The organism is Bacillus haimaensis, assembly GCF_048270625.1.
In the GTDB taxonomy this organism is placed as follows: domain Bacteria; phylum Bacillota; class Bacilli; order Bacillales; family Bacillaceae_I; genus Sutcliffiella_A; species Sutcliffiella_A haimaensis.
In genome coordinates, this window is the sequence record NZ_CP158164.1 from 998,900 (window position 1) to 1,023,667 (window position 24,768).

Sequence of the window (24,768 nt, forward strand, 5' to 3'; positions counted from 1 at the left end):
AATGAATATCGAACAAAAGTGTGAAGACCTCGTTCGCCAAGCGCTAAAGCTTCGCGTTTCAGACATCCACTTGAAGCCTTTGGAATCTTCCGCAACCCTCATGTTCAGGGTAGACCATTACCTTTATGAGCAGGAGGAAATTTCACTCGAGATCTATGAAAGAATGGTCTCCCATCTTAAATTCCAAGCCTCCATGGACATAGGAGAAACGAGGATACCGCAAAATGGCGCATTAACGCTCACCATTGATACCAAACAAATCAACCTCAGACTCTCGACCTTACCTACCCTTTATAACGAAAGTGTAGTCATTCGCATCCTCCCACAGGATTCACATCAACCATTGAAATACATGACCCTATTTCCCAACTCCACCACCAAGCTACTTTCCTTAATGAAATACTCCCATGGATTGATCATTTTTACGGGTCCTACTGGTTCGGGCAAGACCACCACCCTATACTCCTTAATTGAAGAAACGAAATCCCTTTTACAGCGGAATATCATTACCCTTGAAGATCCTGTGGAACGAAAAAGTAAGAATGTTTTGCAGGTTCAGGTGAATGAAAAGGCCGGAATTACGTATACCACCGGATTAAAAGCGATACTCAGACATGACCCCGATATTATAATGGTCGGGGAAATCCGGGACGAGGAAACGGCAAAGATTGCAATAAGGGCCTCCATGACCGGACATCTTGTATTGAGCACCTTGCATACGAGAAATGCAAAAGGGGCGGTATATCGGCTATTGGAATTCGGCGTCACCCCACAAGAGCTGGAACAGACGCTGATTGCCATTTCTGCGCAGAGGCTGGTAGAACTGAAGTGTCCATTTTGTCTAGAGGAATGCACAGCATTCTGCAGAAAATATCGCACCCACCGTCTCGCAAGTGTTCATGAGCTGCTCTATGGGAAAGAGCTTGGAAAGGTCATGAAGGAATGTAATGGGGCGGAAGTGGATTTGACGTACCCGACGCTTAGAGAAGTGATAAAAAAAGGGATAGCTCTTGGGTTTATCAAACAAAGCGAGTATGAGCGGTGGGTCTTTGATGGAATGGAGAAATAGAGGGTGGAGCCAAAAGGAGCAGGAGGAATTTCTTCTGCGCATAGGTGATTTGTATGTAAATGGATATGCACTGCTTGAGGCCATCGAATTGATGTGCATTCATTACGAATGTCACAAAAAGGCTGATTTGCATCTTGCCGTCAATGAATTGAAAAACGGCTATAGCATCCACAAGGTACTGGAGCTGCTTCATTTTCATCAGGATGTTTTATCCATCCTCTTCTTCTCCCAGCGACACGGTAATCTTGGTGAAGCATTCCGGACTGCTGGACAGTTGATGAAAAGAAAGAGGTATTACAAGCAAAAACTGCTTACCCTGATACGCTACCCTATCTTTTTGATGATTCTGGTCATATTGATGCTATTCTTCGTGCAAACGGTACTGCTGCCACAATTTACGCTATTATTTCAGCAAATGAACATTTCGATAAACAAAGGAATACAAATTTTCTTCACCGTGATAAGCAAAATTCCACTTTTTCTGCTTTTCGTAAGTTTTCTGGCAGGTATACTTTTTCTTCTCATTAACACCTATTCCAAAACCATCCATCCCGTCCATAAAATCTCCTGGATGATGAAAATCCCTATACTTAGAACGTTTCTAACCCTTCACTACTCCCATTACTTTTCCCAGCAACTCAGCAGCCTGCTCGCTAGCGGAATGACCATCAATGATGCCATCGGCGTGTTTGAGCAGCAAACATATAATCCTTATTTCAGATACAGAGCATCCGAATACAGGGAGCGACTGTTAGAAGGGGAAAAATTGGAGAAGGTTGTAGAAAACGAATTTGTTTTCGATAAGGGCCTGGCACCGACTATTTTACATGGACAGAAGAATGGGAGACTGCCTCGGGAGCTGGATGATTTTAGTGGACTGCTGCTGGATAAGCTCCAAAGAAAAATGGAGAGTGCACTTGGAAAAATACAGCCTTGCCTATTCCTGGCTATTGGCTTGTTCGTTCTGCTGCTATATTTTTGTATTTTCATTCCGATGTTTCAATTATTAGGAGGGTTATAAAATGAAAAAGCTATTTAAAAATGAACAAGGTTTTACACTGGTGGAAATGCTTTTGGTGATGCTGGTCATTACAGTTCTACTATTGATCATGTTGCCGAATGTATCGAAGAATTCCGGTCTGATCGGTGATAAGGGATGCGATGCCCTGATAAAGATGGTGGAGGCTCAAATGCAGGCCTACCGCTTGGAAAATGATCGGGAACCATCAGATCTTCAAGATTTGAATACTCCGGATTATTTAGAGGATAAATTTGCAGAAGACGATGTCCTATATTGCCCGAATGACAAGGTGATAACACTTACGGCAAATGGAGTGGAAGCAATTGATGCACCGGAAACGCCGTAAAGGTAACGCACAACTTGGTTTTACTTTTGTCGAGTCGCTTCTTGTATTATCCGTGGTATCAGTTATTCTTTCATTTACCATTCTGAAAATAGCTGCAATAGAAGAAAAACATGTAACAAAAAACTTTTTCAGCGAGCTTTACAACGACCTATTATTCGCCCAGCAACTTGCCATGAGTACGAAAAGGTCGGTAACCATCACTTTCAGCCCAAGCAATCACTATTATCGGATCACCCAAGGACCGGGTAATGAACTCCTAAGAAGAAACTATCATGAGGACATCCTGATTGACCCGAGAACGATGGGTCCATTATTGGTATTTCAATCACATGGGAGTATTCAAAAAGCTGGAACGATGGGAGTATCCTATAAGGATCTCGAAAATTACCGCTTAGTTTTTCAATTGGGGAAAGGAAGATTCTATGTGGAAGCAGTCTAATGGGTTCACCCTACTGGAGGTGCTTGCTGCACTCGTGGTTTGGATGATCATCATGACCCTTTTGCTGCCAAGCCTTGTCAGAATCAATCAAGAAAGAAACAATTTCAAACTTGATCGGGGAGCCAGGCTTCTTCTTACAAAAGAATTGGAAAATGTGCGATTGAGTGGCGGCATGTTTATAGGAAAGGAAATCGAAAGAAATGGATACAGATATCGGCTTTACAAATCTATTGAAGGTACCATTCCTGCTATATGTGCCGAATATCTTGATTATCGGAAAAGGGAAAAAAGAAAGTGTGTGTACTGGGATGAAGAAGGGGAATGAAAAGGGGTTTACGCTTTTGGAAGCACTTGTCAGCTTTTCCGTCGTACTGATCATTACTGCGTTTCTCCCAATCCTTTTCCAGACAATCTACACCTTGGTGAAGGAAGAGGAGGGAATCCATCCACTTGAACTGGAGGTATTCACCCATCAGGCAAAGATGGAGATCCGAACAGCAAAATCTGTAACAACAACGGGTAAGATACTAACAATTAAGAACGGGAACAAAAGTATCACATATGAGAAATATCAAGGAAACATCAGAAGGCGTGTGAATGGCACAGGTCATGAGATAATGCTGCAGAATGTAAAGGATGTGGTGTTTGTGCAAGCAAGGAACGGTGCGATACTTTTTATTACCGGAGATGAAGAGGATTTCCATGAGATTCCAATTCATGCCATCTTGAAGGATTGGCCACATGAATAGAATGGAAAGGGGATATATCTTCCCGGTGACGCTACTTCTATCCTTATTGATTTCTTCCATGCTGCTTCACCAAATAGAGTTGTACAGAGTAGAAAAAGCATTTTATATAGAGTCGGGGGAGCTTTTTGAATTGGAAAGCATGATGCGATATACCTGGGAGAAAGTGGAGGGAGAACTCGAAGTGGACCGTTTTCCTCCCCTCTCCAACATTAATTTTCCAAACGGGAATGCAGTAATCATTGCAGATGATCAATTCCCGGTTACACAGATCAAGATAATTTGTACGACCTCAAAAGACAGGAAATACGAAGCAACCATCCTATATGACCGGACAACCTATCAAGTAGTATCCTGGGTGGAATCCAATTGATTTGGGCGGATGCCTACACCAAAGCGCATCTTTTATCATATAAATGTACCGTGTGATAAAGGAGGTATCTGTAAGGTGAACCAAGGTCATAACGGAGAACCGATTCAATACATGCTTGTTGAGCCATTTGTTTATCAAACGTTGATGAGTATTAAAGATAGTACGGTCGTGGTCGAAACCTCCCGCGGGTCGATCAGGGGAACATTAAAGGATGTTAAGCCGGATCATATCGTTTTATATGAAGGAGATTCAAACTTCTTTGTTCGGACAGCAGAAATTATATGGGTCATGCCTGACTAACAAAAATAAGGTGTTTAATCTTTTGATAAAACTGGTTAAGCACCTTTAATAGTGGAGAAAACCGCAATATTTTCCTATAATGGAGTGAATAGCAACAATGGAAAGAGGGAGTTTGATGAGGAGCATTTACTTGACAGGATTTATGGGAGCGGGAAAAACTTCAATAGGACATGCTTTGGGAGAAAAGCTGGGACTGTCCGTATATGATACCGATTCTTTAATAGAGGAAAAAATGGATGAGAGCATCAGTGATTATTTTGCAAAATATGGGGAAGAGGATTTTCGCAGGTTGGAGGGGAAAGTGCTACTGAGCTTGCCAGTGACCGATTCCGTAATCATGACAGGCGGAGGGATTATCAAAAGAGCGGATAACATATCCTGGATGAAAGAAAACGGATTAATGGTATTCTTATATTGTGACATGGAAGTAGTGCTTCAAAGGCTGGAAAATGATATCACCAGACCGTTGATACAAGAAAAAAACAAAGAGGAAATCAAAGCCCTATTTTCCGAAAGACTCCCTTTATATAAAAAGGCACATATCACGGTGGATACGAGTTCTTTAAGCGTCAATGAAGCAGCTGAAAAGGTGGCCGTTGCGATTAAAAGCTGGCATTCCGGTCAACACTAATAGGTAATCAAAACCTGATGGTGGTGAACCCATTGAAAACGAATGATTATGTCAAATATGTGACACAGCAATTGGTAACCTATATGGATCAGCCAAAAGAAGTGAAGAAGGCGCAGCGCAACCAGCGAAAGCTTGAACGGTCACCTGTCGTGTATCAGCTTTTCGGAGTAATCCCTTTTGCGATCATGATGTTATTCAAAAAGAAAAAAATGTAAAGGTGTAAAAGGGACAAAAGTATTGCATGCTTTTAGACTTTTATGCTACAATCTCTTCGGACAGTTAGAAGCAATCAATTACATATCTATGCAAATGCTTTCAAAGTGAGCATAGGAACTTTACGTGTTACTGATACGATCAGGCATGAGTGAAGAGGTTTTGACCAATACTAAGGGAGGAAGACATACCCTTTGAATTTGATCAATTTTCTTTCTCATGCCTTTTTTGATTTTCCCTTTTACCCCGTGGTTAGCAGCAACGGCAACAGGGTATAGGAAAAATGGAATAGGGAGTTCTTTATGTAATGAAGGTTTCTAAGAAGTTCCTTGAGGCTGATTTTTAACAAATTTAAAGGTTATAGCTACTTATTTGTTGAAAACTATAAGAGGAACCATGTACATTAAGTACTATCAATAAAATAAAACATACTTAAAGGAGTTCGATTACAATGGCAGAAAAAACATTCAAAGTAACAGCAGATTCAGGAATTCACGCACGTCCAGCTACTCAATTGGTGCAAACAGCAGGTAAATTCGATGCTGAAGTAAACCTTGAGTACAACGGAAAATCCGTAAACCTTAAATCCATCATGGGTGTTATGTCCTTAGGAATTCCTCAAGGAGCGGAAATCAAGATTGTTGCAGAAGGTTCTGATGAGAGCGAGGCAATTTCTGCTATTGAAGAAACTTTGAAATCAGAAGGGTTAGGGGAATAATGTCAAACACGATCCAAGGTATACCTGCTTCTAGCGGTATTGCCATTGCGAAAGCATATCGTCTGGAAAACCCGGAATTGACTGTGGAGAAAAAGACGATTGACAATGCCCAAGCGGAAGTGGAAAGATTTGAAAAAGTAGTAGAAATCTCTAAAAACGAATTGGAAAAGATCAAGGAGCATGCCCATCGTGAGTTAGGTCCAGACAAGGCTGAAATCTTTTCTGCCCACCTGCTTGTATTGAGTGATCCTGAACTTTTGAATCCAATCAAAGATAGAATCAAAAGCGACAGTGTAAATGCGGAAGTTGCTTTAGATGAAACGGCAGGCATGTTCATCAACATGTTTGAACAGATGGATAATGAATACATGAAGGAGCGTGCTGCGGATATCCGCGACGTGACGAAACGTGTTCTTGCTCATCTACTTGGTGTAGGCGTATCCAATCCGAGCCTTATTTCCGAAGAAGTGATCATCATTGCAGAGGATCTTACCCCTTCTGATACAGCTCAATTGAACCGTCAATATGTAAAAGCTTTTACTACCGATATCGGCGGGCGCACCTCCCATTCCGCAATCATGGCCCGTTCCATGGAAATTCCTGCGGTAGTGGGAACGAAAAATGTAACGGAAACCATCCAGAATGACACCATGGTGATAGTGGATGGACTGGAAGGCGTAGTAATTGTTGACCCGACAGACGACGAAATTGCTACATACACCGAGAAGCAGAAAAAGCATGAAGAGCAGAAAAAGGAATGGGCAAAGCTTGTAAACGAGGACAGTCTTTCATCAGACGGCCAGCAAGTTGAGCTTGCTGCGAACATCGGAACGCCTAAGGATGTAAAAGGGGTTCTTGAAAACGGTGGAGAAGGTGTCGGCCTTTACCGTACTGAGTTCCTTTATATGGGCAGAACAGAGCTTCCGACGGAGGAAGAGCAGTACAAAGCTTATAAAGAAGTATTGGAAAGAATGGAAGGCAAACCTGTTGTTGTCCGTACATTGGACATCGGTGGGGACAAGGAACTTCCTTATCTGAACCTTCCTAAAGAAATGAACCCTTTCCTTGGCTTCCGTGCCATTCGACTATGCTTGGAGGAACAAGAAATCTTCCGTACTCAGCTTCGTGCTCTATTGCGTGCCAGCTCGTACGGAAACCTGAAAATCATGTTTCCTATGATTGCGACGCTGGATGAATTCCGCCAAGCGAAGGCTATTCTTCTGGAAGAGAAGGAAGCGTTAGTGAAGAATGGTACAGAAGTGAACGAAAATATAGAGCTTGGTATCATGGTGGAAATTCCATCCACAGCTGTCCTGGCAGATATATTCGCAAAAGAAGTGGATTTCTTCAGCATCGGGACTAACGATCTTATCCAATATACGATGGCTGCCGACCGTATGAACGAGCAGGTTTCCTACCTGTATCAGCCATACAATCCGGCAATCCTTCGCCTGATCGATAACGTCATCCAGGCTGCGCACAAAAACGGCAAATGGGCCGGAATGTGCGGGGAAATGGCTGGCGATCCGATTGCGATTCCGATCTTGCTTGGTCTTGGACTAGACGAGTTCAGCATGAGCGCCACAAGCATCCTTCCTGCACGTACCCAGCTGAGAGGCATCTCCAAGGAAGAAGCAGCTTCCTACAGAGAGCAGATTCTATCCATGGGCACAGCAGAAGAAGTAGTGGAGTTTGTAAAAGAGAAATTCATGAAGTAATAATAGATGAAAAGCCAATCCCTTTTGATGAGGGGTTGGCTTTTTCTGTGTGTGCTTTTTTTCTATCTGGTAAGAAAAGGGGCGTATTGTACCGTAACAGTGTGGAAAAAAACAAGAGAGACGGTAAGGAAGGAGTTGAATCGGTTCGTGTTACAGGTTAAGTAACTGAATAATTTAGCTGTATCCACTCATACTACTAAATACTACCATTATATTAGAGGGAAGGGACAGACATGATATTTTCTCGCTTGCAGATATCCTTTGTAGTGATTTTGTTTATTGGGATATCCAACCATGTACTGATGTTGCCGCACCTTCTCTATGTAGCAAAGCGTGATGCTTGGGTATGTGTGTTAATAGGTTACCTTATCTTGCTGTTGTGGGGATCCATCCTTTATATTATCATGTCAAAAAATAAACAAAATACGAAGCTTGCAGCTTGGATATCTTTGAAAACCGGTAAATTGATCTCTTGTATGATTATGATTGTCTTTTTCATCCACATTCTATTAATTGCCTTCATTTCTTTTTATGACTTCATCACTTCTATCAAAATATATTTCTTGCCATTAACTCCGCAATGGATCGTGGTATTGCCATTTTTGCTTTTATGTGTGTGGGGAGCAAGCTCCAATTTAAAGACCATTGTCTATAGTTCCACTTTCCTTTTGCCTATTGTCTGGCTTCTTGGGTATTTTGTGGCTTTTTCAACCATGTTTAATAAGGACTATTCTTATATTTTTCCTGTGTTGGTCAGTGGCAGTACGCCGATAATAAAAGGTGTAATTATCGTTTTAGGTGGGAGTGTCGATATTCTGCTGCTCTTATTATTACAACCGTATATCAATAAACAATTTGCATGGTGGCATATACTTCTATTGGTTACCATATTGCTTGGACTTGTCCTTGGGCCTGCACTAGGTTCCATTTCTGCATTTGGACCGAATGTGGCTTCTGTATTACGTTTTCCAGCCTTTGAACAATGGCGTTTGGTGGAATTGGGAGAGCATGTCTCTCATTTGGATTTTTTGGCGGTTTTTCAACTAATATCTGGTGCGGTAATAAGGGTGGCGTTATGCTTGTACTTTCTTAAAGATTTAGGAATGAAAAATAAGGTGTTCAAGATGTCGGTGTTTTGGACTTCTGCTTCCATATTATTTTTGGCTGGGGTGTTGCCTATAAGTGATATATGGATGCAAACAGCTATTGGAAAGTATTTTTATCCAGTAGTACTCTCAATCGGATTGTTTCTTACTTGCATTTTGGTTGTTATCGGTTTTATACCTCAAAAGGTGAAGGGGACAAAGAGTATATGAATGTCCAAAAACAAGATGAACCCAATCTGGTGAAATTAGATGAGAAATTAAAGCAGCAAGGGCTAACCAGTAAAAGCATTGAAGCCTTTTTCAAAAATCATGCAGATGTACAATTCTTACCTTTGGATGAAAGGTATGGTGGAATCTCTTCCTTTTACTGTGCTGGAATGATAGAAATCAATCAGGTTAATGATTATTTCCATTCTATTCTTGAATACTTGGATAAGGGGGACAGTTCGTTTGGGGCAAAGGACTTTCCTCCAATAGATAAAATATTTTCCTTCAGTGACCTGGTTGATAAAGTTTTTTCGGGCTACCTAATTTTTTATCAGGAAGGACTGCCTTACTTCCATGGATTTGAACTATCCAAAATTCCGCAAAGAGAGCCTTCCGAATCGAATACGGAGGTATCCATCAAAGGACCAAAGGATGGGTTTACAGAAGAAATCAATATCAATGTTTCCCTTATCAGGAAGAGGCTGAAATCATCAAATCTACATAATGAACACTTTTTATTGGGCACTTTGAGTAAAACAAACGTTTCGTTATTATACATGAAGAATAAAGTGAATGAACAAATGATAATGGAAGTGCGGAATCGTCTTGACAATTTAAAAACGGAAAGTGTGATAAGCAGCGGGCAATTGGAGCAATGGTTATCCAACAGGACTTTTTCTTTATTTCCTCTATTCGACTATATAGGAAGACCTGACTTTGCTGTTGAATGCCTATTGAGAGGCAGGTTTATTATTATTGTCGACGGATCTCCCATGGTACTTATCGGTCCAAATAATGTTTTTGTCCTTTTAAAGTCACCGGAGGATATTCATTATCCATATCACACTGTCGCTTTCCAACGTTTTTTTCGAATTATCGGATTTACGATAGCAGTAATGCTTCCTGGATTCTGGATTGCAATATCAGCTGTAAATATCGACCAACTTCCCTTTCTTTTATTAAATACAGTTGCTGCATCTAGAAAAGGTCTGCCTTTTCCTTTAGCACTGGAGGCATTCTTCATTTTGGGGCTCTTTGAGCTGCTGAGAGAAGCGGGGATCCGCATGCCAAAGGCAGTTGGACAGACAGTGGCTATAGTAGGTGGACTCATCATCGGGGATGCAGCAATACGTGCAGGTCTAGCCTCAGCAACAATGATTGTGGTCGTAGCACTTACAGCTGTTGCCACCTTTACACTTGTGAATCAATCTTTAACTGGTACAGTGAGTATATTAAGGATCTACATTATGCTATTAAGTGTTTTTTTAGGAATTTACGGAGTGTTTATCGGGTTGTTTAGTGTGTTATTTTATATGGCTCGGTTGGAGTCCTTTAAGGTTGGGTATCTGGAGCCCGTTTCCAAGCTGAGTTTCAAAGAATTCCTTTCAGCATTAATAGTAAATCCATTTATCAACCGTAAATTCACAGCACCGATGATTCAGAAAGAGAGCGAAAAGGAATGAAGTTTCAAAAAAAGTTTAATAAATGCGGAATAGTTATTCTCCTGTTATTAATCCTTGCGAGCTGCTCCGATATAAAAGAAATACAAAAAATGAGTTATGTAACGGCAATAGGGGTGGACTTTAAGGATGATGAATATGTTGGATACATTCAATTAATCAGCTTTCAATCGGAGCCCAAAGATGGGGGTGGTAAACCTTCTGTCTGGGTTTCTGAAACAAAAGGGGAAACTTTCGATGAGGCGCTTTCCGAGGTGTATAACACTGCGCAACAGAAGCTGATATGGGCTCATGTCAATACAATCCTAGTGAGTGATGCAGCCCTGAAAGAAGGCTTTCATCATATCTTTGACGTCTTAACAAGATATTACGAGCTTCGTTTAACAACATGGATATTTGGTACCAATGATCCAATCAAAGAAGTGTTCTCCACAACAAGCTTTTTTGATCAATCTGCTTTAGAGACAATAATTCATCAACCAATAGGTACCTATGAACAGAACTCCTCCATCAGGCCATTGAAGCTACAACAATTTGCTAGAGAACTATTTGAACCTGCCCTTACCACCTACCTTCCATCAGTGAGCATAAACAAGCAAGACTGGGTCAACAATATGAAAGCGGATGCGAAACTTGAAATAGATGGGGCTTTCTTTATGAAGAATAAAGAATATAAAGGTTACTATTCCTTGACTGAGCTAAAAGGTTTAAGATGGGTTTCACCAGAAACGGAAAGAGCAGGTGTTCAAATCTATGATGAAAAGGATATACCTGACTTCAATATAGTATTTGAAGAGAATGAAGTGAAAATTGAACCAGTAGCGGATAAAAGTACTGGAAACACCCAATTTAATGTTCATCTTAAAATAAAAGGGGTCATGGCGGACCGTGACGAAAATAATATTACTAATCTTAATGAAATGGAAGTCCACGTCCGAGATGCAATAAAAAAAGAGATTAAAGATTTATTTAATTTGGGAGTTGAGACAGGGACGGATTTTCTTCGATTGGAACATATTTTGTACCGGAAGAAACATGAGACGTGGAAGAATTTGGCCTCTAGCAGTGGATCTGATTTCTTAAAGGAAGATTTATTGAATGACGTAAAATTGGATATTACACTCCTGCATACCGGCGCGATCAAAAACCGGACAATAAAGATGGAGGATATGGAATAGGATGGAGCACACCATCGGGCTGTTACATTTTTCACCCTGGAATTCCAACCTATGGTACAATTAGACCATTCGTGAGTAGGAGGGAAAAACCGGTGCTACAAGAAAAATTAACTAAGTATGCAGAATTGGCAGTAAAGGTTGGAATCAACCTGCAGGAAAATCAGGGGCTAGTCATCAATGCCCCCATTTCAGCTGCTCCCTTTGTGCGGGAAGTGGCAAAGATTGCGTATCAGATAGGAGCGAAGTTTGTACATACGGATTGGAATGACGAGGAACTTACAAAAATCAAATTTGAATTGGCATCCGAAGAAACATTAAAAGATGTCCAGGACTGGATTGTTCAAGGCCGTGAGCAGATGGCGGAAGAGGGAGCGGCATTTTTGACCGTTGTTGCATCCAATCCAGATCTTCTTAAAGCAGTTGATCCTGAGCGTGTTTCCATTGCAAACAAAGCTCAGGCGCAGGCTCTTCAGAAGTACCGTACCTATATCCAAACAGCTAAAGTCAGTTGGGCAGTGGTTTCTGTTCCTTCAAACGAGTGGGCTGCAAAGCTGTATCCATCACTTTCCCAAAAAGAGCAGGTCAAGAGCCTTTGGGAAAACATTTTTGCTGTTACGAGAATAAATGAAGCGGATCCGATAGCTGAATGGAATGAGCACATAAAAACGTTACAGGAAAAGCTGGAGCTTCTAAATACAACGAAATTCACAAAGCTGCATTACAAAGCGCCTGGTACAGATCTTACGATTGAACTTCCAAAAGAGCAGGTTTGGCTCGGAGGCGGTATGAACAATGAACAGGGAACATACTTTGTGCCGAATCTCCCTACGGAGGAAGTCTTTACGCTTCCTGTGAAAACTGGCGTGAACGGAGTGGTATCCTCCACTAAGCCTTTGAATCTCAATGGAAACCTTGTAGAAGATTTCACATTAACGTTCAAGGACGGAAAGATTGTGGAGTTCACAGCAAAAGAAGGCAATGAGGTATTGAAGAAGCTTCTTGAAACAGATGAGGGAGCACTTTACCTGGGTGAGGTGGCGCTAGTTCCACATAGTTCACCTGTTTCCAAGCAGGAGGTCGTTTTCTACAATACGCTATTTGATGAAAATGCGTCCTGCCATTTAGCCCTGGGTTCCGCTTACCCGATCTGCATCGAGGGTGGCGCGTCCCTGACGAAGGATGAATTGGAAGCAAAAGGCGTGAATACCAGCATGATTCATGTGGACTTCATGATTGGTTCAGCAGAGTTGACCATACATGGGGAAACAGCTGATGGATCAAGAAAACTTGTGCTTGAAAATGGTGAATGGGCAATTTGAGTGAGTAGAAAAGTGGAATTCCTCCTTTGGAATTCCACTTTTTTATGTATTGAGTGGTGTTTTTTCATAGCTTCATATAAGTTCGTGCGGAACCCGGGGGAGTTCGTGCCAAAACTTGGCGAGTTCGTGCCAAACAGTGGCGAGTTCCTGCCAAACTGCCCAAAGTTCGTGCCGAGCCACTCAATTTTGCTATAAGGAGAGGTATTGGCATATCTCCAGTAGAATAAGTATTAGTTGAAAAAATTTATAGAGAGAGGTTAAAAATAATGGGAAATGTTATCAAACTTCGGAAAATAGATGAATCAAACTGGAAAGAAGCAATCAACTTGAAGGTAAGTGAGAAGCAAAAGGAATTCGTTGCATCCAATGTTTATTCGCTAGCTCAGTTTCAATTTCTTAAAAATTTTAAGGCAATGGGAATCTACCTGGAGGAGCAGATGATCGGCTTTGCCATGTATGGAATAGACTCGGACGATGGGCACTATTGGATTTACCGGTTGATGGTGGATGAAGCGTATCAGGGGCGTGGAGTCGGGAAACAGGCTCTCGGGTTAATATTAGAAGATATCAAGGCGGACAACATCAATAATATTCCTTTCGTCATTCTTGGTTTTAATCCTGAGAACAAAGTGGCGAAGCAAGTCTACGAAAAAGCTGGATTTGTTGAAACTGAAATAGCGTCTTGGGGAGAGCAGCTTGCAAGGCTGGAACTCATTTAGGCGCAGAAGAAGATACACGGATAAAAGGAAGGGACAGTGCCTCGAGCAGGGGACTGTCCTTTTAAAACCTCTCGGAAAAAAGATGCATACACGTCGACAAAAAACGACATAATAATCAAGGAGAGAAAACAGTTCGTACAATGGGAGCATATCCATGATACTTTCCTTTTACATCCTCTTGAACCTTCTTTTACTATTTTTATTTTTTCATGATAGAAAGAAAATACTCTATCCTCTTGAGGATTTCATGTATTGGATGATTGGTTCCATTTTTGTCCAAAATTTTTCAGCACTTCATTTTATGAACTGGAAGACGTTAATTATATCAAAAAATCCAAGTCTTGAATTTGCCCATGTGTTAAATCGACTTGTACTTTTGCCAATCTGTTTTGTCTGGTTTCTTCAAGTCTATAGATTGAGCAAATCAAGGAAAAACAGGTTTTTTCTTTTCCTGATTTTTGTAGGGATACTTACTGGTCTGGAATGGTTGAGTGACTTATTGGGGGTTTATGATCATGTTAATTGGAAGCTCTGGTGGTCCTATTTGTATTGGGCATTGTCGCTATTCTTATCCATTCTATTCATGAAGTTTTTTCAAAGGAAACTCGTCGAAGGGAGAAATCAGCAATGAACTTTACCTTTGATTGGAATGAGATATTCATGATCATTTCCACCGTCCTTACATTTTTGATATTTTGGGCAATAAGAAAATACTTTCATACATTAATGATAATAATTATATGGATATTTAATTTAGCCTTCCTTGAGACCATTGATTACTTTTTGGCTGCCACCCCATTTGATTTGTATTACTTTGGGGATAATTCCACCTATGAAGCATCGACTGCATTAATACATGTTTTTTTATATCCAAGCTTTTCCATGATATTTCTATTTTTTTATGATAAGTTCCAACTTAGGGGAAGTAAACTTGTTTTGTACATCCTTTTTTGGACAGTGGTTTCTATCTTTTATGAATGGCTTTGCATTAAAAATAATGTTTTGGTGTATACAGGTTGGAAGCTGGTTTATTCCATTCCCTTTTATCCGGTGTCATCCGTTATATTGATTGCAGTATTTCAAATAAGCAAACGCCAATTAATAAAGATTTTCAGTGAAAGAGAAATGCGATGGGAAGGGTATAGGTAGACAGATAGAAAAGAGCCAAGACTGCTTATCTTGGCTCTTTTCTTAGTTGTTTTCGATCTACCGAAGTGGGGGGCTGCTCAAACCAGCCATTGTTGATTAGCATTTTTGCCCCTTCCTCTGTATAATCTGCAATCTCTGATAGGAGACGTAAATAATGCACGCCAAGATCCTTCCGGAGGCTTGCACTTACTGCAGTACCGTAATCTGCAATTCCGATGGCTCCCAGCATATTGGCATGAAATAACATCAGCTTGTCCGAAAATGGGGCATCCGTAGTAGTGGTTAATGTTCCATCCCATGTAGAAGGATAGGCGGTATCATTTTCCCTTAATATGTCCAAGAATGTATCTACCTGTTTCTTTCCAATTTCATATCCTTTTCTGAAATAATCCCTTAGTTTACGGGACTGTGCCACCTGACTGAAGCCGAGAAAGAGTGTTTTTCCGACGTTTGTCACTTCGATATTTGTTCCAAGGTGGGCTATTTCAACTGCTAACAACGTTCTTTTTTGTCCAATAATACTGCCAAGGAATGACGTATCTTTGACATATTCCACTTCTGTCGGATAGGTAATAAATGGCGAACGAACATAAACACCCTTTGCTAATTGGCTGTCTGAAACCATATCGTAAAGCTCTTCTGTTTGCCTGTAATACTTTTTGTATAGTGCGCGTATATCCTGCCTGGAGGATATGGCTTTAGCAAGTCCGTAGGTGGACAATCCCGTTCTCCCCATATGTTGGAGATAACGAATATAGGAAGTATCAGACCAAAGTTTCGAAGCGTTAAGATTTACATCACTTTCATCAAAACCATGGGGAATGGGGATGTTTTCTTTGTTGAAAAGGGTTGATATATCCTGAATATGTTCTTCTGAAATGGAAAGGGCGAACTCAAAAATTGATTGGAACTCTTCTGTTTCATTGGTTTTATAAAAGTGCTGCAACACGCATATTGCTAATGAATCAGCCACATAGGTATTCCATAGAGTAGCTAATTCTGCAGAAGTCAATTTCGGATTGTGTTTAATTTCCATTATAATCTCTCCATTATTTAAAAATTAGTTATTTACATCACTTCAATTTTTCAATTGGAATATCAAACTGAAACCACAAAAATAACACGAAAGGTATGGATAGTATTAAAGCAACTAATGGTTTCTTATAGTGGATGGGAAATAAAGCGAACATCACCATCACGAATAATGTGGACCATCCCATGTGCCAGTTATTATGATGGGATATCAAACCCAAATGGAGATTGACATATTCGACCACTAGGTAAAAGGCCACCCAGAATCCATATTGTAGTGCCCGTCCAATCATGCTCTTTGTTCGAAAGAAGTATTTCAGGTAGATCAATATTGTTGCGGGATAACAAACAAACATGATGACTAAGGAAATGAATGTGTGATTTGGCAATAGTTCAGGCAAAAGGTTTTCGTGGAATACCCAAACATGATGGTTATACATGATAAAATTATGAAGTAGATCTCCAACTATAAAAAAAAGAATGGTCGGGTAATATTTCTCCCAGTTTTTCCAATCTCCCCATTTCCACGCAATTAGTAGAAATATTAGATTATAGACAACATGCATATAAATATCATTTCCTCTTGTTAATGGTATTAACTATTATTTACTTATATTGGAAGTGTATGCATGTTTTTAGAGGAAGCTGGAATTCAATGCAGAATAAATAAAGAAGGTGAAAGTGAAAGGAGGGGAAAACATGTATTGGAAAACGCTGCCTGACTGGTTCTGGTTAGGTTATTATCTATTCTTTTTTGCATCATTTGCGACAGCGCTATCCTGCCTTATAAAGAGAAGAAGAATGCCTTTTGCATTTCTAGTTTTCATATTGGTGTTCACTATTCCGGTATTAGGTTTACTGAATGGGATAGAAAGGGGACCTGACCTGAATGAAGCAGAGCACCTGCTGCAATCATTGCACAAAGGGGAAAGCTGGTCCATTTACATAGCGACGGGTTATGTCACCTTACTAGTTTGGTGGATCTTTTTTATAAAAGGGATATTTGAAAGAAGAGGAAAAAAGTTGGATGATTTCCTTAAGCACTTATAAAACTGTTTCATTATTGATTAACTAAAAGAGGGGTTTTCCTATGCAGAAAAAGAAAATACATCTAATGATTATCCTGGCATTGTTTATCAACGGAATGGCAATGGTGCTGTTTGCCATTGATAATATTCAATTGAAAAATGTCGGTCCCGGAATCACCTTTACGGCTCTTGCTGTTGTGCTGTTCTCCCTTGGCGTATATAGCATCGTGAGAAATTCCAAAATTAAAGAGATGGAAAGAAGATAGACCTGTCAAAGATGAGCAGAAAATGACAGGTAGGCTGGATACATAATCGATAAAATAAAAAGTAAGGGAGGGCTTATAGTGGCATGGGTGGAGTCGATACAAAGGGCAATTGAATACATGGAAGAACATTTGCTTGAGGATATGCCGATGGAGGATATTGCGAAGGAAGCGAATGTTTCTGTCTTTCATTTTCAGCGAATTTTCACCGTTTTGACTGATTCTTCAATAGGTGAGTATTTGCGGCGCAGAAGGCTGACGCTGGCTGGACAGGACCTTCTGACCACCGATGCCAAAATCATTGATATCGCGATGAAGTATGGCTATGACACTCCCGAGGCTTTCACGAAAGCTTTCCGCAGGCAGCATGGTGTGACGCCAAGTGAAGTGCGAAAGAACAGTGGCAAGCTGCAATCCTATAACCGCCTGGTGATCCAGGTGACATTGAAAGGGGCAGAACCGATGAAGTATAGTTTGGTGGAAAAAGAAGCATTTCGTATTGTTGGCGTTAAGAGGGAGTTTTCATGTAATGGTGAAGAAAATCAGATGGGTATCCCTAAGCTTTGGGATGAAATGAATGGGAACGGGACATGTGACCGCCTGTTTGAACTGAATGAAGGAGTCGTAAAGGGTGTCCTTGGGGTCTGCGATGGTTCAAGTGAAGAAAAACGCAGCAACAAGGTGATGGATTATTGGGTAGCGGCGTCATTCAACGGGGAAGTGCCGAGCGGAATGGAAAGCCTGGAGATCCCTGCATCCAAATGGGTTGTATTCGAAGTGCACGGCCCTATGCCAACGGCAATGCAAAAAGCGTGGAAGCAGATCTATTCCGAGTGGTTTCCGTCCAACAGCTATCAGCATGCAGGAACACCGGAGTTCGAACTTTACACGGAAGAGGATCCATCCAGCCCTGATTTGTATTCGGAGATATGGATTCCGATTAAGTAATCGAAGGCTAGGGAGGGATAAATATTTCAACCTTTAAAGTGGATGTTCTTCAACAGAGAGGTACCTCTTTCAATATTGGAGTAAGTTTAGGAAAGGTTCTTAAACATCTCCCTATCTTAAAAGCGATGGAAACCGTTACAAAACAGGAAATTGATATGGAGAAAATGAAGTCCCTTTATAAGACTTATGCTCCTCATTTATTGGAGGAGCTACGGGGATTGTCAGAGGGTTTGGAGTTGCCATTCAACAAATGTGCAGCTTTGTTCAGCGGTTACGACATGCCAAAGGTAGCCGCGATGGGATGTTCCACCTTGATTACAAAAGATTTTTATGTGAGAAATTATGATTTCTCACCAGTACTTTACGATGGATTTTTCAGTTTGCTGCAGCCCGAAAACGCATATGCTACTGCAGGATATAATCTCCAAGCAATCGGAAGGCACGATGGCGTGAACGAGCATGGGTTGGTCGCAGGCTTACACTTCGTTAGTAATGATGAATATACAGAAGGCTTGTCCGCATGGACTTCCATAAGAATGCTGCTTGATACCTGTCAGACAGTGGAGGATGCGATTCGATTGCTGGAGGAGATTCCCCATTCGGCCAGTTATAATTTTTCTCTCGGCGACGAAAAGGGAAATATGGCAGTGGTGGAAGCAAGTCCGGAAAAGGTTAGGGTCAGAAGGGATGAGGTGCTTCTGACATGCGTCAATCATTTTCAAATGGAGGAACTTCAGGAGAAAAACAGGGCTTTTATAGAGAATTCGATAAATCGGAACAGGTACATGCAAGGATTAAAAAGTGGAGAGTTCAATCACAAAGAGATGTTTCAAAATTTTTCAGATAAACATTCTCCCATCTTTTTTACGGACTATGAGAATTTGTTTGGTACTCTTCATACTTTTTCCTATTCCTTCGTTGACTCTAGGATCTTGACGACCATTGCACAGAGCAATCAAGTTATCGAAAAGGATTTTAAGGATTGGGTCGGAGGGAACAATTTGAAAGAGACCGAAATGATAGGTCTTATAGAAAACAACTAAAAAAGCAATCTTCTCTCCAAAATCGAGAGAAGATTGCTTTTTTCTATTCTTCCTCCACAATCACTTTAAAGCTCATAACAGAATGTCCGGCTCCGCATAGTACGCTACATCTTCCTTCATATTCTCCCGTCTTATCCGCAGTGAAAACCTCAGGCTCTCTTTCAGACAGGTTGATTTTCAAAGCAGGTACCTGTATGCCATGGCCGACATTATTGGCACTCTCCATGATTAGTTTGACAGTTTCTCCTTTTTTAACAGTAATCTTGGAAGGCTCGAAGAAGAAGTCATCCACTTCCGTCCCTGTATGCCCGATAATGGTAATTTCCCGATCAACGTCAACATTCTCGTTTTCTTTGGTTTTGTCTCCGCTACAGCCACTTATCAAAATCGCTAGTATCAACATTAACATGAGCCAGAAAAGCTTCATTTTCATACCTTTTCCCCTTACACCTTTTTCTTTTCATTATAACTGGGCATTTTAATTGATGTCGAATGTTTTAATATTCTTTAAAAAGAACGATTTGTTTGTAAACAGGGACCGATAAGTTGTATAATGTTCTTAAAAAAGAACGAAGAGAGGCGAGACTGATGAAGAGGCTAATAATCCTATTACTTGTTTTAAATCTATTTGATGCTGTTGCTACCTTCATCGGCTTAAACTTGAATATGATTGAGGAAGCGAATCCTATGATGGCTGGTCTCTACCAAAAGGATCCCTTACTGTTTCTCGGGGTAAAAGCATTCTTTTCGATCTTCCTGCTAATTCTTCTTTATTATGTAAAAGATATCAGATCTTTACTGGTCAAATACATAAGTGTCGCTGCTGTTCTCGGTTATGGGACAGTTGCGGTTGTTCATTTGTTTTGGATTTTCCATTATATCTCGTAAATATGAAACAGAGGGACAGGTTCCTTGTCCCAACTGTAGACCTACAAATCTATAGAAAACTTCTTCAATTCTTCGTTATCATTTGGTAATATCACAAATCCGTCTGGGTTCATTCCGAGCTTCTCCAAAAGCTTCATAGAAGAGTGGTTATCTTTTGTTGTGATGGCGATAATCCTTTTCAGTCCAATTTCTTTGGCGTATTCAAAAGTTCCTTGGGCTGCTTCAAAGGCGAATCCTTGACCATGATAATCTGCAAGAAGTGCATAACCGATGTCTACATCGTCAAGACCATCCCGCTTGATTAACCCGCATAAGCCGATAGGTGCTTGGTTACCCTTCCATTCGACCAGAAACAATCCAAAGCCTTCTCGCTCATACATGGCACGAGGGCCGGTTTTAATATAATGGACAGCATCCTCCATAGAACGGACTCCTTTGTCCCCAATATACTCCAACCAACCTGGTTCATTCAACAATCGCAGAATAAATGCCGCATCGGTCTCTACCACCTTCCGTAGAAGAAGTCTATCCGTCTCAATTACTATCACCCAATCACTCCCTTAACAACGACTGACCTTCAGCTCTATAGTACCAGAAGGCAGGGTGCCAAATAAATAACAAAAGAGCAATCCATTTCATGATGAAATCCGGATCGCTCTCTTTTCCATTAACTTAATTAGAAGCCCAACTCCTACCTACCATTCTGAACGCGGTTCATAAATCCTGGGGTAAGATAAAAAAGCCCGCCATTTATGATGGACACATGGATCTTTGGTTCATACTGCTCCTGAAGCGCCTTTTTCTCCGTTTCATAGGATTCCGGCTTTTCCTCCTCATCCTCATAAAAATGATCCAACAACTGAAGGTCCTTCTCCCAGCGCTCTCTTGCAGCATCTGCCCAAGTGTGGTCCTCGCTTGCAATAAACCCATTCACATAATGCTCCAATCTGGAAAGTCCGCTTGCCGGCTTAATGATTGGTGACATGGTGAAACAAAAATCGGGAATTTTGGGAGTGACTGGAGTTTTATTCAAGACATCTTGAAACCCTTCTATAATACTTCCTGAAATTAGGTGAATACCAAGCGACTTGATAACGTCCTTTTTCCGATCACATTGGTAGCTGACCTTCATATTCACATTCAGCCACGGGTGAAGTGGGAGATGGCCGACATTTGGTGCAACCTTGGCATCCTCATACAGTCGGATGTATCCTGCAAGACGCTTGGTCGATTCAAAAATCTGGTGCAGTCTCGGGGATCCGAAATGTACGGTATCTCCCTTCAGGTCATCCGGTGCCTCGTTGTTATTTGTAATCAGTGTCAATTGCATCGGATTTGGCACACCGCCTGTTTTCTCGAGATAGTGCCAATAGAATGGGCGGTTCATCAACTCCTTGTCCATCTCGATGGAGAGCTGGACCGCCAAATGACTATTTGTATTCTCCAAGATCTCACAACTGTTTGCCGTAAAATAACGCTCCAGGAATCTATGAATTTCCTGCTGCTGCATGTGGCTCCTCCTCCTTTTTCAAGCTATCCGCAAATTCTATAATGGAAGAAAGGTTCTCCATCTTGACTTTCATTTCTCCCTCCGACTTCGAATGCAGCATGATATCCTGGATGTGGTCTTCCAAATTTTTGATTTCTAGCTTTGTCAGGATATCATCAAGCTCACCGATGACACGCTCAAACAGATTGATTTTTTCATATAAAAGCTTCAATATATGCTCCTCGACCGTGTTTTTTGTGGCAAAATTATAGATGTGAACATCCCTTTCTTGCCCTAAGCGATGAATACGGCCGATCCGCTGCTCGAGCCGCATCGGATTCCAGGGAAGGTCATAGTTGATGATATGGTTACAGAATTGCAGATTGATTCCTTCTCCGCCTGCTTCTGTTGCAATCAGCACTTGTGTATGATTTTTGAAAAGCTCCTTCATCCAGTCCTTTTTTCCGCGTTTGAATCCACCACGGAAAGGGACGGACGTAATCCTATGCTGCTTCAGGAACCATTGAAGGTACATCTGGGTGGCCCGGTATTCCGTAAAAATGATTACTTTATCATTTACCTTCCGGATAAGCTCCAGTACTTTTTCCGCCTTGGAATTTCGGCCGACAAGATCGATTTTTTGAAAGATTTCCATCAACCCAGGTGCCGGAATATAGTTTGGGTTCTCCTGCTGCTTTCGCTCGATCATATTTTTGACTGTATAATAGACCGCTTCCCTGCTGCTGCAGGCTTCCCTTTGAAGGGTCATGATGGAAAACTGGCTGGTAATCGCAACAGAAGGATCAGACCGTAAATTATTGATGGTGTTATAAAGCTCCTGTTCCTCCGGTGAAAATTCAATCATGCACGACTCCACATGGCGTTTTGGCCAATCAATGCCGGTATCGCCGCGTCGGTTCCGGATCATCACTTTATTAACAAGCTCCTTCAGGTACTCATCGTTTTCAAGCTTCCTGTCCTTCGCCTGGAACACTTCTTCAAAATTGCTTAAACTTCCCAGATGTCCAGGCTTCAGTAGTGAAACAAGATTGAATATCTCCTCCACTTTGTTCTGGATGGGGGTGGCAGTCAGCAGCAAACAGAACTTTTTTTTCAGATTTTGCACAAATTCATAGTTTTTCGTTTTATTATTTTTCAGTTTATGAGCCTCATCAATAATGACCATATCGTACTCGAGACTATTGATAATTTCGCGGTGAGGACTTCTTTTAGCCGTATCAATCGAGGAGACGACTACGTCGCACTGTTCCCACACATAGCTTTTGCGCTGCGCGATGGCTGGTATGTAAAATTTTTGATAGAGCTCGACCGACCATTGGGAAACAAGGGAGGCGGGAACCAGGATGAGCACCTTTTTCACCAACCCGCGAATCATGTATTCCTTCAGGACAAGCCCAGCTTCAATCGTTTTACCGAGTCCCACCTCATCAGCAAGAATCGCTTTTCCGTTCATTTCTTCCACCACATTCCTTGCCACCTCAAGCTGATGGGGAAGCGGCGTCAATTGCGGCAGGTGGGAAGGTGCCAGCAAGCCTTCAAACTCCGGTATACTTAAATGGTTTTCCACTTCCAGTGCTAGCTTGAATAATTCATAGTTCGCCCATGGACCGTCATCATCCATCCTTTTTAACAGTTCTTCCTGCCAACCTTTGTCGAATACAATCTCCACATTCATGCATGAGCATCCTTTCTGAATTATCCAATTTATAGTGGTTGAAAAATAGATAGCGTTTTCATTAGCAAATAATGATAATCGTACGCTTGAAAGACGAACGATTAGCTATATAAAAATAATAATGTCAGTCTTTTTGTATTGCCAGAAAGCTTTCTCTAATGGTAGGATAATAGTGAGCTTTGAAAGGTTGATTTTCCTACAATACGGTGATCCATACTGAGAAAGAAGGATCTGACGATTTATCTTTCTATTATTGTTACCATTTTCAGCAAAATTATATATTCGCGAATGAGAACAAGGGGAGAGACTGCCGAAGTATGGCGGCGCCGAAGGAGCAAACAAGCTTAATTGTGAATCTCTCAGGCAAAAAGACACTTGTTTGACGCATCTCTGGAGAGCGTTCAACTTTAGATGAACCACCAAAGGGGAAAGCCTTATATAAATAAGGTAAACTTTCAGGTGCCAAGGACAGAGGAACTCTTTTATAAAAAAGGAGTTTCTCTGTCCTTTTTTGGAAAACAGCATTTTTAGTAGGCTTACAATCTTTTATAAGGGTAGAGGAGGAGAAGTAATTGACTGAATTGAAAAGAACTCCGTTGTTTGAAGTTTATAAAGATTTTGGTGCGAAGACCATCGACTTCGGTGGATGGGACTTGCCTGTGCAATTCTCCAGTATCAAGGAAGAGCATGAAGCCGTAAGAACAAAAGCAGGTTTATTCGATGTCTCGCATATGGGGGAAATCGAAGTCAAAGGCAAAGACAGCCTGGCTTACCTGCAAAAAATGATGACCAACGATGTTTCCAAACTGAAGGATGGCGGAGCCCAATATACCGCAATGTGCTATGAAAATGGCGGTACTGTGGATGATCTGCTTGTCTACAAAAAAGCCGATGAGGACTATCTGCTTGTGGTCAATGCCTCCAATATTGAAAAGGATTATGATTGGCTGGCAAGCAAGGTGACAGAGGAAGTTACTGTTACTAATGTGTCAGAAACCTTTGCACAGCTTGCGATCCAAGGCCCATTGGCAGAGGAAACTCTTCAGAAATTGACCAGTACAGACTTATCAGAAATCAAATTTTTTAAATTTAAAGAAAATGTAGAATTAAATGGTATACCTGCACTAGTTTCACGCACAGGGTATACAGGCGAAGATGGCTTTGAAATCTACTGTGCGAGTGAAAAAGCGGTGGTTCTTTGGAATGAAATCCTAAAGGATGAAAACGTGATTCCATGTGGACTTGGTGCGCGTGATACGCTGCGCTTTGAAGCAAACCTTGCATTGTACGGCCAGGAGCTATCCAAGGATATCACTCCGCTTGAGGCTGGAATCGGCTTTGCCGTAAAGGTGAACAAGGAAGAGGATTTCTTCGGAAAAGAAGTATTGAAGGATCAGAAGGAAAACGGCGTACCGCGCAAACTGGTAGGGATCGAAATGATCGATAAAGGTATTCCTCGCCATGGATATGAAGTTTTTGTAGGAGAGGAACAAGTCGGGGAAGTGACGACTGGCACACAATCTCCAACATTAAAGAAGAACATCGGCCTCGCCTTATTAAAGAAGGAATTCACGGAGGTTGAGACGGAAGTGGAAGTTCAGGTCCGTAAAAAGCGCTTAAAAGCTAAAGTTGTCAAAACACCATTTTATCAACGTCCAAAAAACTGAGG

General features: G+C 41.3%; 29 protein-coding genes and 1 riboswitch. Of the genes, 23 read left to right on the plus strand and 6 right to left on the minus strand.

Annotation, left to right across the window (positions count from 1 at the left end):
* The first annotated feature begins 1 nt into the window (after position 1).
* The 17 genes from comGA to ABN702_RS04915 all read left to right on the plus strand — a co-directional run bounded on the left by comGA (position 2) and on the right by ABN702_RS04915 (position 13,563).
* The gene (gene comGA, locus ABN702_RS04835) at positions 2-1,069 is read left to right on the plus strand and encodes a competence type IV pilus ATPase ComGA (protein WP_417899627.1); all 1,068 of its coding nucleotides are present in this window, start codon (positions 2-4) and stop codon (positions 1,067-1,069) included.
* The gene (gene comGB / locus ABN702_RS04840) at positions 1,053-2,090 is read left to right on the plus strand and encodes a competence type IV pilus assembly protein ComGB (protein ID WP_417899628.1); all 1,038 of its coding nucleotides are present in this window, start codon (positions 1,053-1,055) and stop codon (positions 2,088-2,090) included. Before comGA ends, comGB begins: the two co-directional genes overlap by 17 nt.
* A gap of 1 nt (position 2,091) precedes the next feature.
* Entirely contained in the window at positions 2,092-2,436 is a 345-nt protein-coding gene (gene comGC / locus ABN702_RS04845) for a competence type IV pilus major pilin ComGC (RefSeq protein ID WP_417899629.1), read from the plus strand.
* Complete coding sequence (gene comGD / locus ABN702_RS04850; RefSeq protein WP_417900830.1) at positions 2,417-2,875, plus strand: competence type IV pilus minor pilin ComGD; 459 nt, start codon at positions 2,417-2,419, stop codon at positions 2,873-2,875. The genes comGC and comGD overlap by 20 nt, the downstream gene beginning before the upstream one ends.
* Positions 2,859-3,200 carry a prepilin-type N-terminal cleavage/methylation domain-containing protein gene (locus ABN702_RS04855; RefSeq protein ID WP_417899630.1) on the plus strand — a complete coding sequence of 114 codons (342 nt, stop codon included), beginning with the start codon at positions 2,859-2,861 and terminating at the stop codon, positions 3,198-3,200. Before comGD ends, ABN702_RS04855 begins: the two co-directional genes overlap by 17 nt.
* Positions 3,184-3,624, plus strand: a complete 441-nt coding sequence (gene comGF, locus ABN702_RS04860; RefSeq protein WP_417899631.1) for a competence type IV pilus minor pilin ComGF — start codon at positions 3,184-3,186, stop codon at positions 3,622-3,624. Before ABN702_RS04855 ends, comGF begins: the two co-directional genes overlap by 17 nt.
* Complete coding sequence (comGG, locus tag ABN702_RS04865; protein WP_417899632.1) at positions 3,617-3,994, plus strand: competence type IV pilus minor pilin ComGG; 378 nt, start codon at positions 3,617-3,619, stop codon at positions 3,992-3,994. The genes comGF and comGG overlap by 8 nt, the downstream gene beginning before the upstream one ends.
* A gap of 75 nt (positions 3,995-4,069) precedes the next feature.
* Positions 4,070-4,294, plus strand: coding sequence for a YuzF family protein (locus ABN702_RS04870; RefSeq protein ID WP_417899633.1), 225 nt, complete (start codon positions 4,070-4,072; stop codon positions 4,292-4,294).
* Positions 4,295-4,409: 115 nt separating this feature from the next.
* Positions 4,410-4,925: a shikimate kinase gene (locus ABN702_RS04875; RefSeq protein ID WP_417899634.1), complete on the plus strand. Its 516-nt coding sequence runs from the start codon at positions 4,410-4,412 to the stop codon at positions 4,923-4,925.
* Positions 4,926-4,957: 32 nt separating this feature from the next.
* Positions 4,958-5,140 carry a YqzE family protein gene (locus ABN702_RS04880; RefSeq protein WP_204415635.1) on the plus strand — a complete coding sequence of 61 codons (183 nt, stop codon included), beginning with the start codon at positions 4,958-4,960 and terminating at the stop codon, positions 5,138-5,140.
* A gap of 449 nt (positions 5,141-5,589) precedes the next feature.
* The gene (locus ABN702_RS04885) at positions 5,590-5,856 is read left to right on the plus strand and encodes a phosphocarrier protein HPr (protein WP_204415634.1); all 267 of its coding nucleotides are present in this window, start codon (positions 5,590-5,592) and stop codon (positions 5,854-5,856) included.
* The gene (gene ptsP, locus ABN702_RS04890; protein WP_417899635.1) at positions 5,856-7,574 is read left to right on the plus strand and encodes a phosphoenolpyruvate--protein phosphotransferase; all 1,719 of its coding nucleotides are present in this window, start codon (positions 5,856-5,858) and stop codon (positions 7,572-7,574) included. Before ABN702_RS04885 ends, ptsP begins: the two co-directional genes overlap by 1 nt.
* A 233-nt stretch (positions 7,575-7,807) precedes the next feature.
* A complete protein-coding gene (locus ABN702_RS04895; RefSeq protein WP_417899636.1) occupies positions 7,808-8,890 on the plus strand; it encodes an endospore germination permease in 1,083 nt (360 codons plus the stop codon).
* Positions 8,887-10,350 (plus strand): spore germination protein, encoded by a 1,464-nt coding sequence (locus ABN702_RS04900; RefSeq protein ID WP_417899637.1) that lies wholly within the window; start codon positions 8,887-8,889, stop codon positions 10,348-10,350. The genes ABN702_RS04895 and ABN702_RS04900 overlap by 4 nt, the downstream gene beginning before the upstream one ends.
* Positions 10,347-11,525, plus strand: coding sequence for a Ger(x)C family spore germination protein (locus tag ABN702_RS04905; RefSeq protein WP_417899638.1), 1,179 nt, complete (start codon positions 10,347-10,349; stop codon positions 11,523-11,525). Before ABN702_RS04900 ends, ABN702_RS04905 begins: the two co-directional genes overlap by 4 nt.
* 92 nt (positions 11,526-11,617) lie before the next feature.
* Positions 11,618-12,844, plus strand: coding sequence for an aminopeptidase (locus ABN702_RS04910; RefSeq protein ID WP_417899639.1), 1,227 nt, complete (start codon positions 11,618-11,620; stop codon positions 12,842-12,844).
* A 266-nt stretch (positions 12,845-13,110) separates the two neighbouring features.
* Positions 13,111-13,563 (plus strand): GNAT family N-acetyltransferase, encoded by a 453-nt coding sequence (locus ABN702_RS04915; RefSeq protein WP_417899640.1) that lies wholly within the window; start codon positions 13,111-13,113, stop codon positions 13,561-13,563.
* Positions 13,564-14,737: 1,174 nt separating this feature from the next.
* Here the strand turns inward: ABN702_RS04915 and ABN702_RS04920 are convergent.
* Together ABN702_RS04920 and ABN702_RS04925 are read right to left on the minus strand one after the other, a co-directional pair.
* Positions 14,738-15,748 (minus strand): DUF3231 family protein, encoded by a 1,011-nt coding sequence (locus ABN702_RS04920; RefSeq protein WP_417899641.1) that lies wholly within the window; start codon positions 15,746-15,748, stop codon positions 14,738-14,740.
* Between the two features lie 37 nt (positions 15,749-15,785).
* Entirely contained in the window at positions 15,786-16,310 is a 525-nt protein-coding gene (locus tag ABN702_RS04925) for a CBO0543 family protein (protein ID WP_417899642.1), read from the minus strand.
* 133 nt (positions 16,311-16,443) lie between these two features.
* Between ABN702_RS04925 and ABN702_RS04930 the strand changes: the two genes are divergently transcribed.
* The 4 genes from ABN702_RS04930 to ABN702_RS04945 all read left to right on the plus strand — a co-directional run bounded on the left by ABN702_RS04930 (position 16,444) and on the right by ABN702_RS04945 (position 19,026).
* Positions 16,444-16,794 (plus strand): hypothetical protein, encoded by a 351-nt coding sequence (locus tag ABN702_RS04930; protein ID WP_417899643.1) that lies wholly within the window; start codon positions 16,444-16,446, stop codon positions 16,792-16,794.
* A gap of 40 nt (positions 16,795-16,834) precedes the next feature.
* Positions 16,835-17,038: a hypothetical protein gene (locus tag ABN702_RS04935; RefSeq protein ID WP_417899644.1), complete on the plus strand. Its 204-nt coding sequence runs from the start codon at positions 16,835-16,837 to the stop codon at positions 17,036-17,038.
* Between the two features lie 78 nt (positions 17,039-17,116).
* A complete protein-coding gene (locus ABN702_RS04940; RefSeq protein ID WP_417899645.1) occupies positions 17,117-17,983 on the plus strand; it encodes a GyrI-like domain-containing protein in 867 nt (288 codons plus the stop codon).
* Between the two features lie 38 nt (positions 17,984-18,021).
* Complete coding sequence (locus tag ABN702_RS04945; protein ID WP_417899646.1) at positions 18,022-19,026, plus strand: C45 family autoproteolytic acyltransferase/hydolase; 1,005 nt, start codon at positions 18,022-18,024, stop codon at positions 19,024-19,026.
* Positions 19,027-19,069: 43 nt separating this feature from the next.
* Here the strand turns inward: ABN702_RS04945 and ABN702_RS04950 are convergent, their stop codons facing one another.
* Positions 19,070-19,459, minus strand: a complete 390-nt coding sequence (locus ABN702_RS04950) for a hypothetical protein (protein ID WP_417899647.1) — start codon at positions 19,457-19,459, stop codon at positions 19,070-19,072.
* Positions 19,460-19,614: 155 nt separating this feature from the next.
* On the opposite strand from ABN702_RS04950, the gene ABN702_RS04955 reads away from it, so the two are divergent.
* Positions 19,615-19,914 (plus strand): DUF5658 family protein, encoded by a 300-nt coding sequence (locus ABN702_RS04955; RefSeq protein ID WP_417899648.1) that lies wholly within the window; start codon positions 19,615-19,617, stop codon positions 19,912-19,914.
* Between the two features lie 41 nt (positions 19,915-19,955).
* On the opposite strand, the gene ABN702_RS04960 is transcribed toward ABN702_RS04955, so the two are convergent.
* From ABN702_RS04960 to ABN702_RS04970, 3 genes are all read right to left on the minus strand, one after another.
* Positions 19,956-20,462, minus strand: coding sequence for a GNAT family N-acetyltransferase (locus tag ABN702_RS04960; protein ID WP_417899649.1), 507 nt, complete (start codon positions 20,460-20,462; stop codon positions 19,956-19,958).
* Positions 20,463-20,605: 143 nt separating this feature from the next.
* Positions 20,606-21,424, minus strand: a complete 819-nt coding sequence (locus ABN702_RS04965; RefSeq protein ID WP_417899650.1) for a YqhG family protein — start codon at positions 21,422-21,424, stop codon at positions 20,606-20,608.
* Positions 21,402-23,099: a DEAD/DEAH box helicase gene (locus ABN702_RS04970; RefSeq protein ID WP_417899651.1), complete on the minus strand. Its 1,698-nt coding sequence runs from the start codon at positions 23,097-23,099 to the stop codon at positions 21,402-21,404. The genes ABN702_RS04965 and ABN702_RS04970 overlap by 23 nt, the downstream gene beginning before the upstream one ends.
* 288 nt (positions 23,100-23,387) lie before the next feature.
* A riboswitch (glycine riboswitch) is annotated at positions 23,388-23,484 on the plus strand.
* Between the two features lie 187 nt (positions 23,485-23,671).
* On the opposite strand from ABN702_RS04970, the gene gcvT reads away from it, so the two are divergent.
* Positions 23,672-24,766 carry a glycine cleavage system aminomethyltransferase GcvT gene (gcvT, locus tag ABN702_RS04975; RefSeq protein ID WP_417899652.1) on the plus strand — a complete coding sequence of 365 codons (1,095 nt, stop codon included), beginning with the start codon at positions 23,672-23,674 and terminating at the stop codon, positions 24,764-24,766.
* The last annotated feature ends 2 nt before the right edge of the window (positions 24,767-24,768 follow it).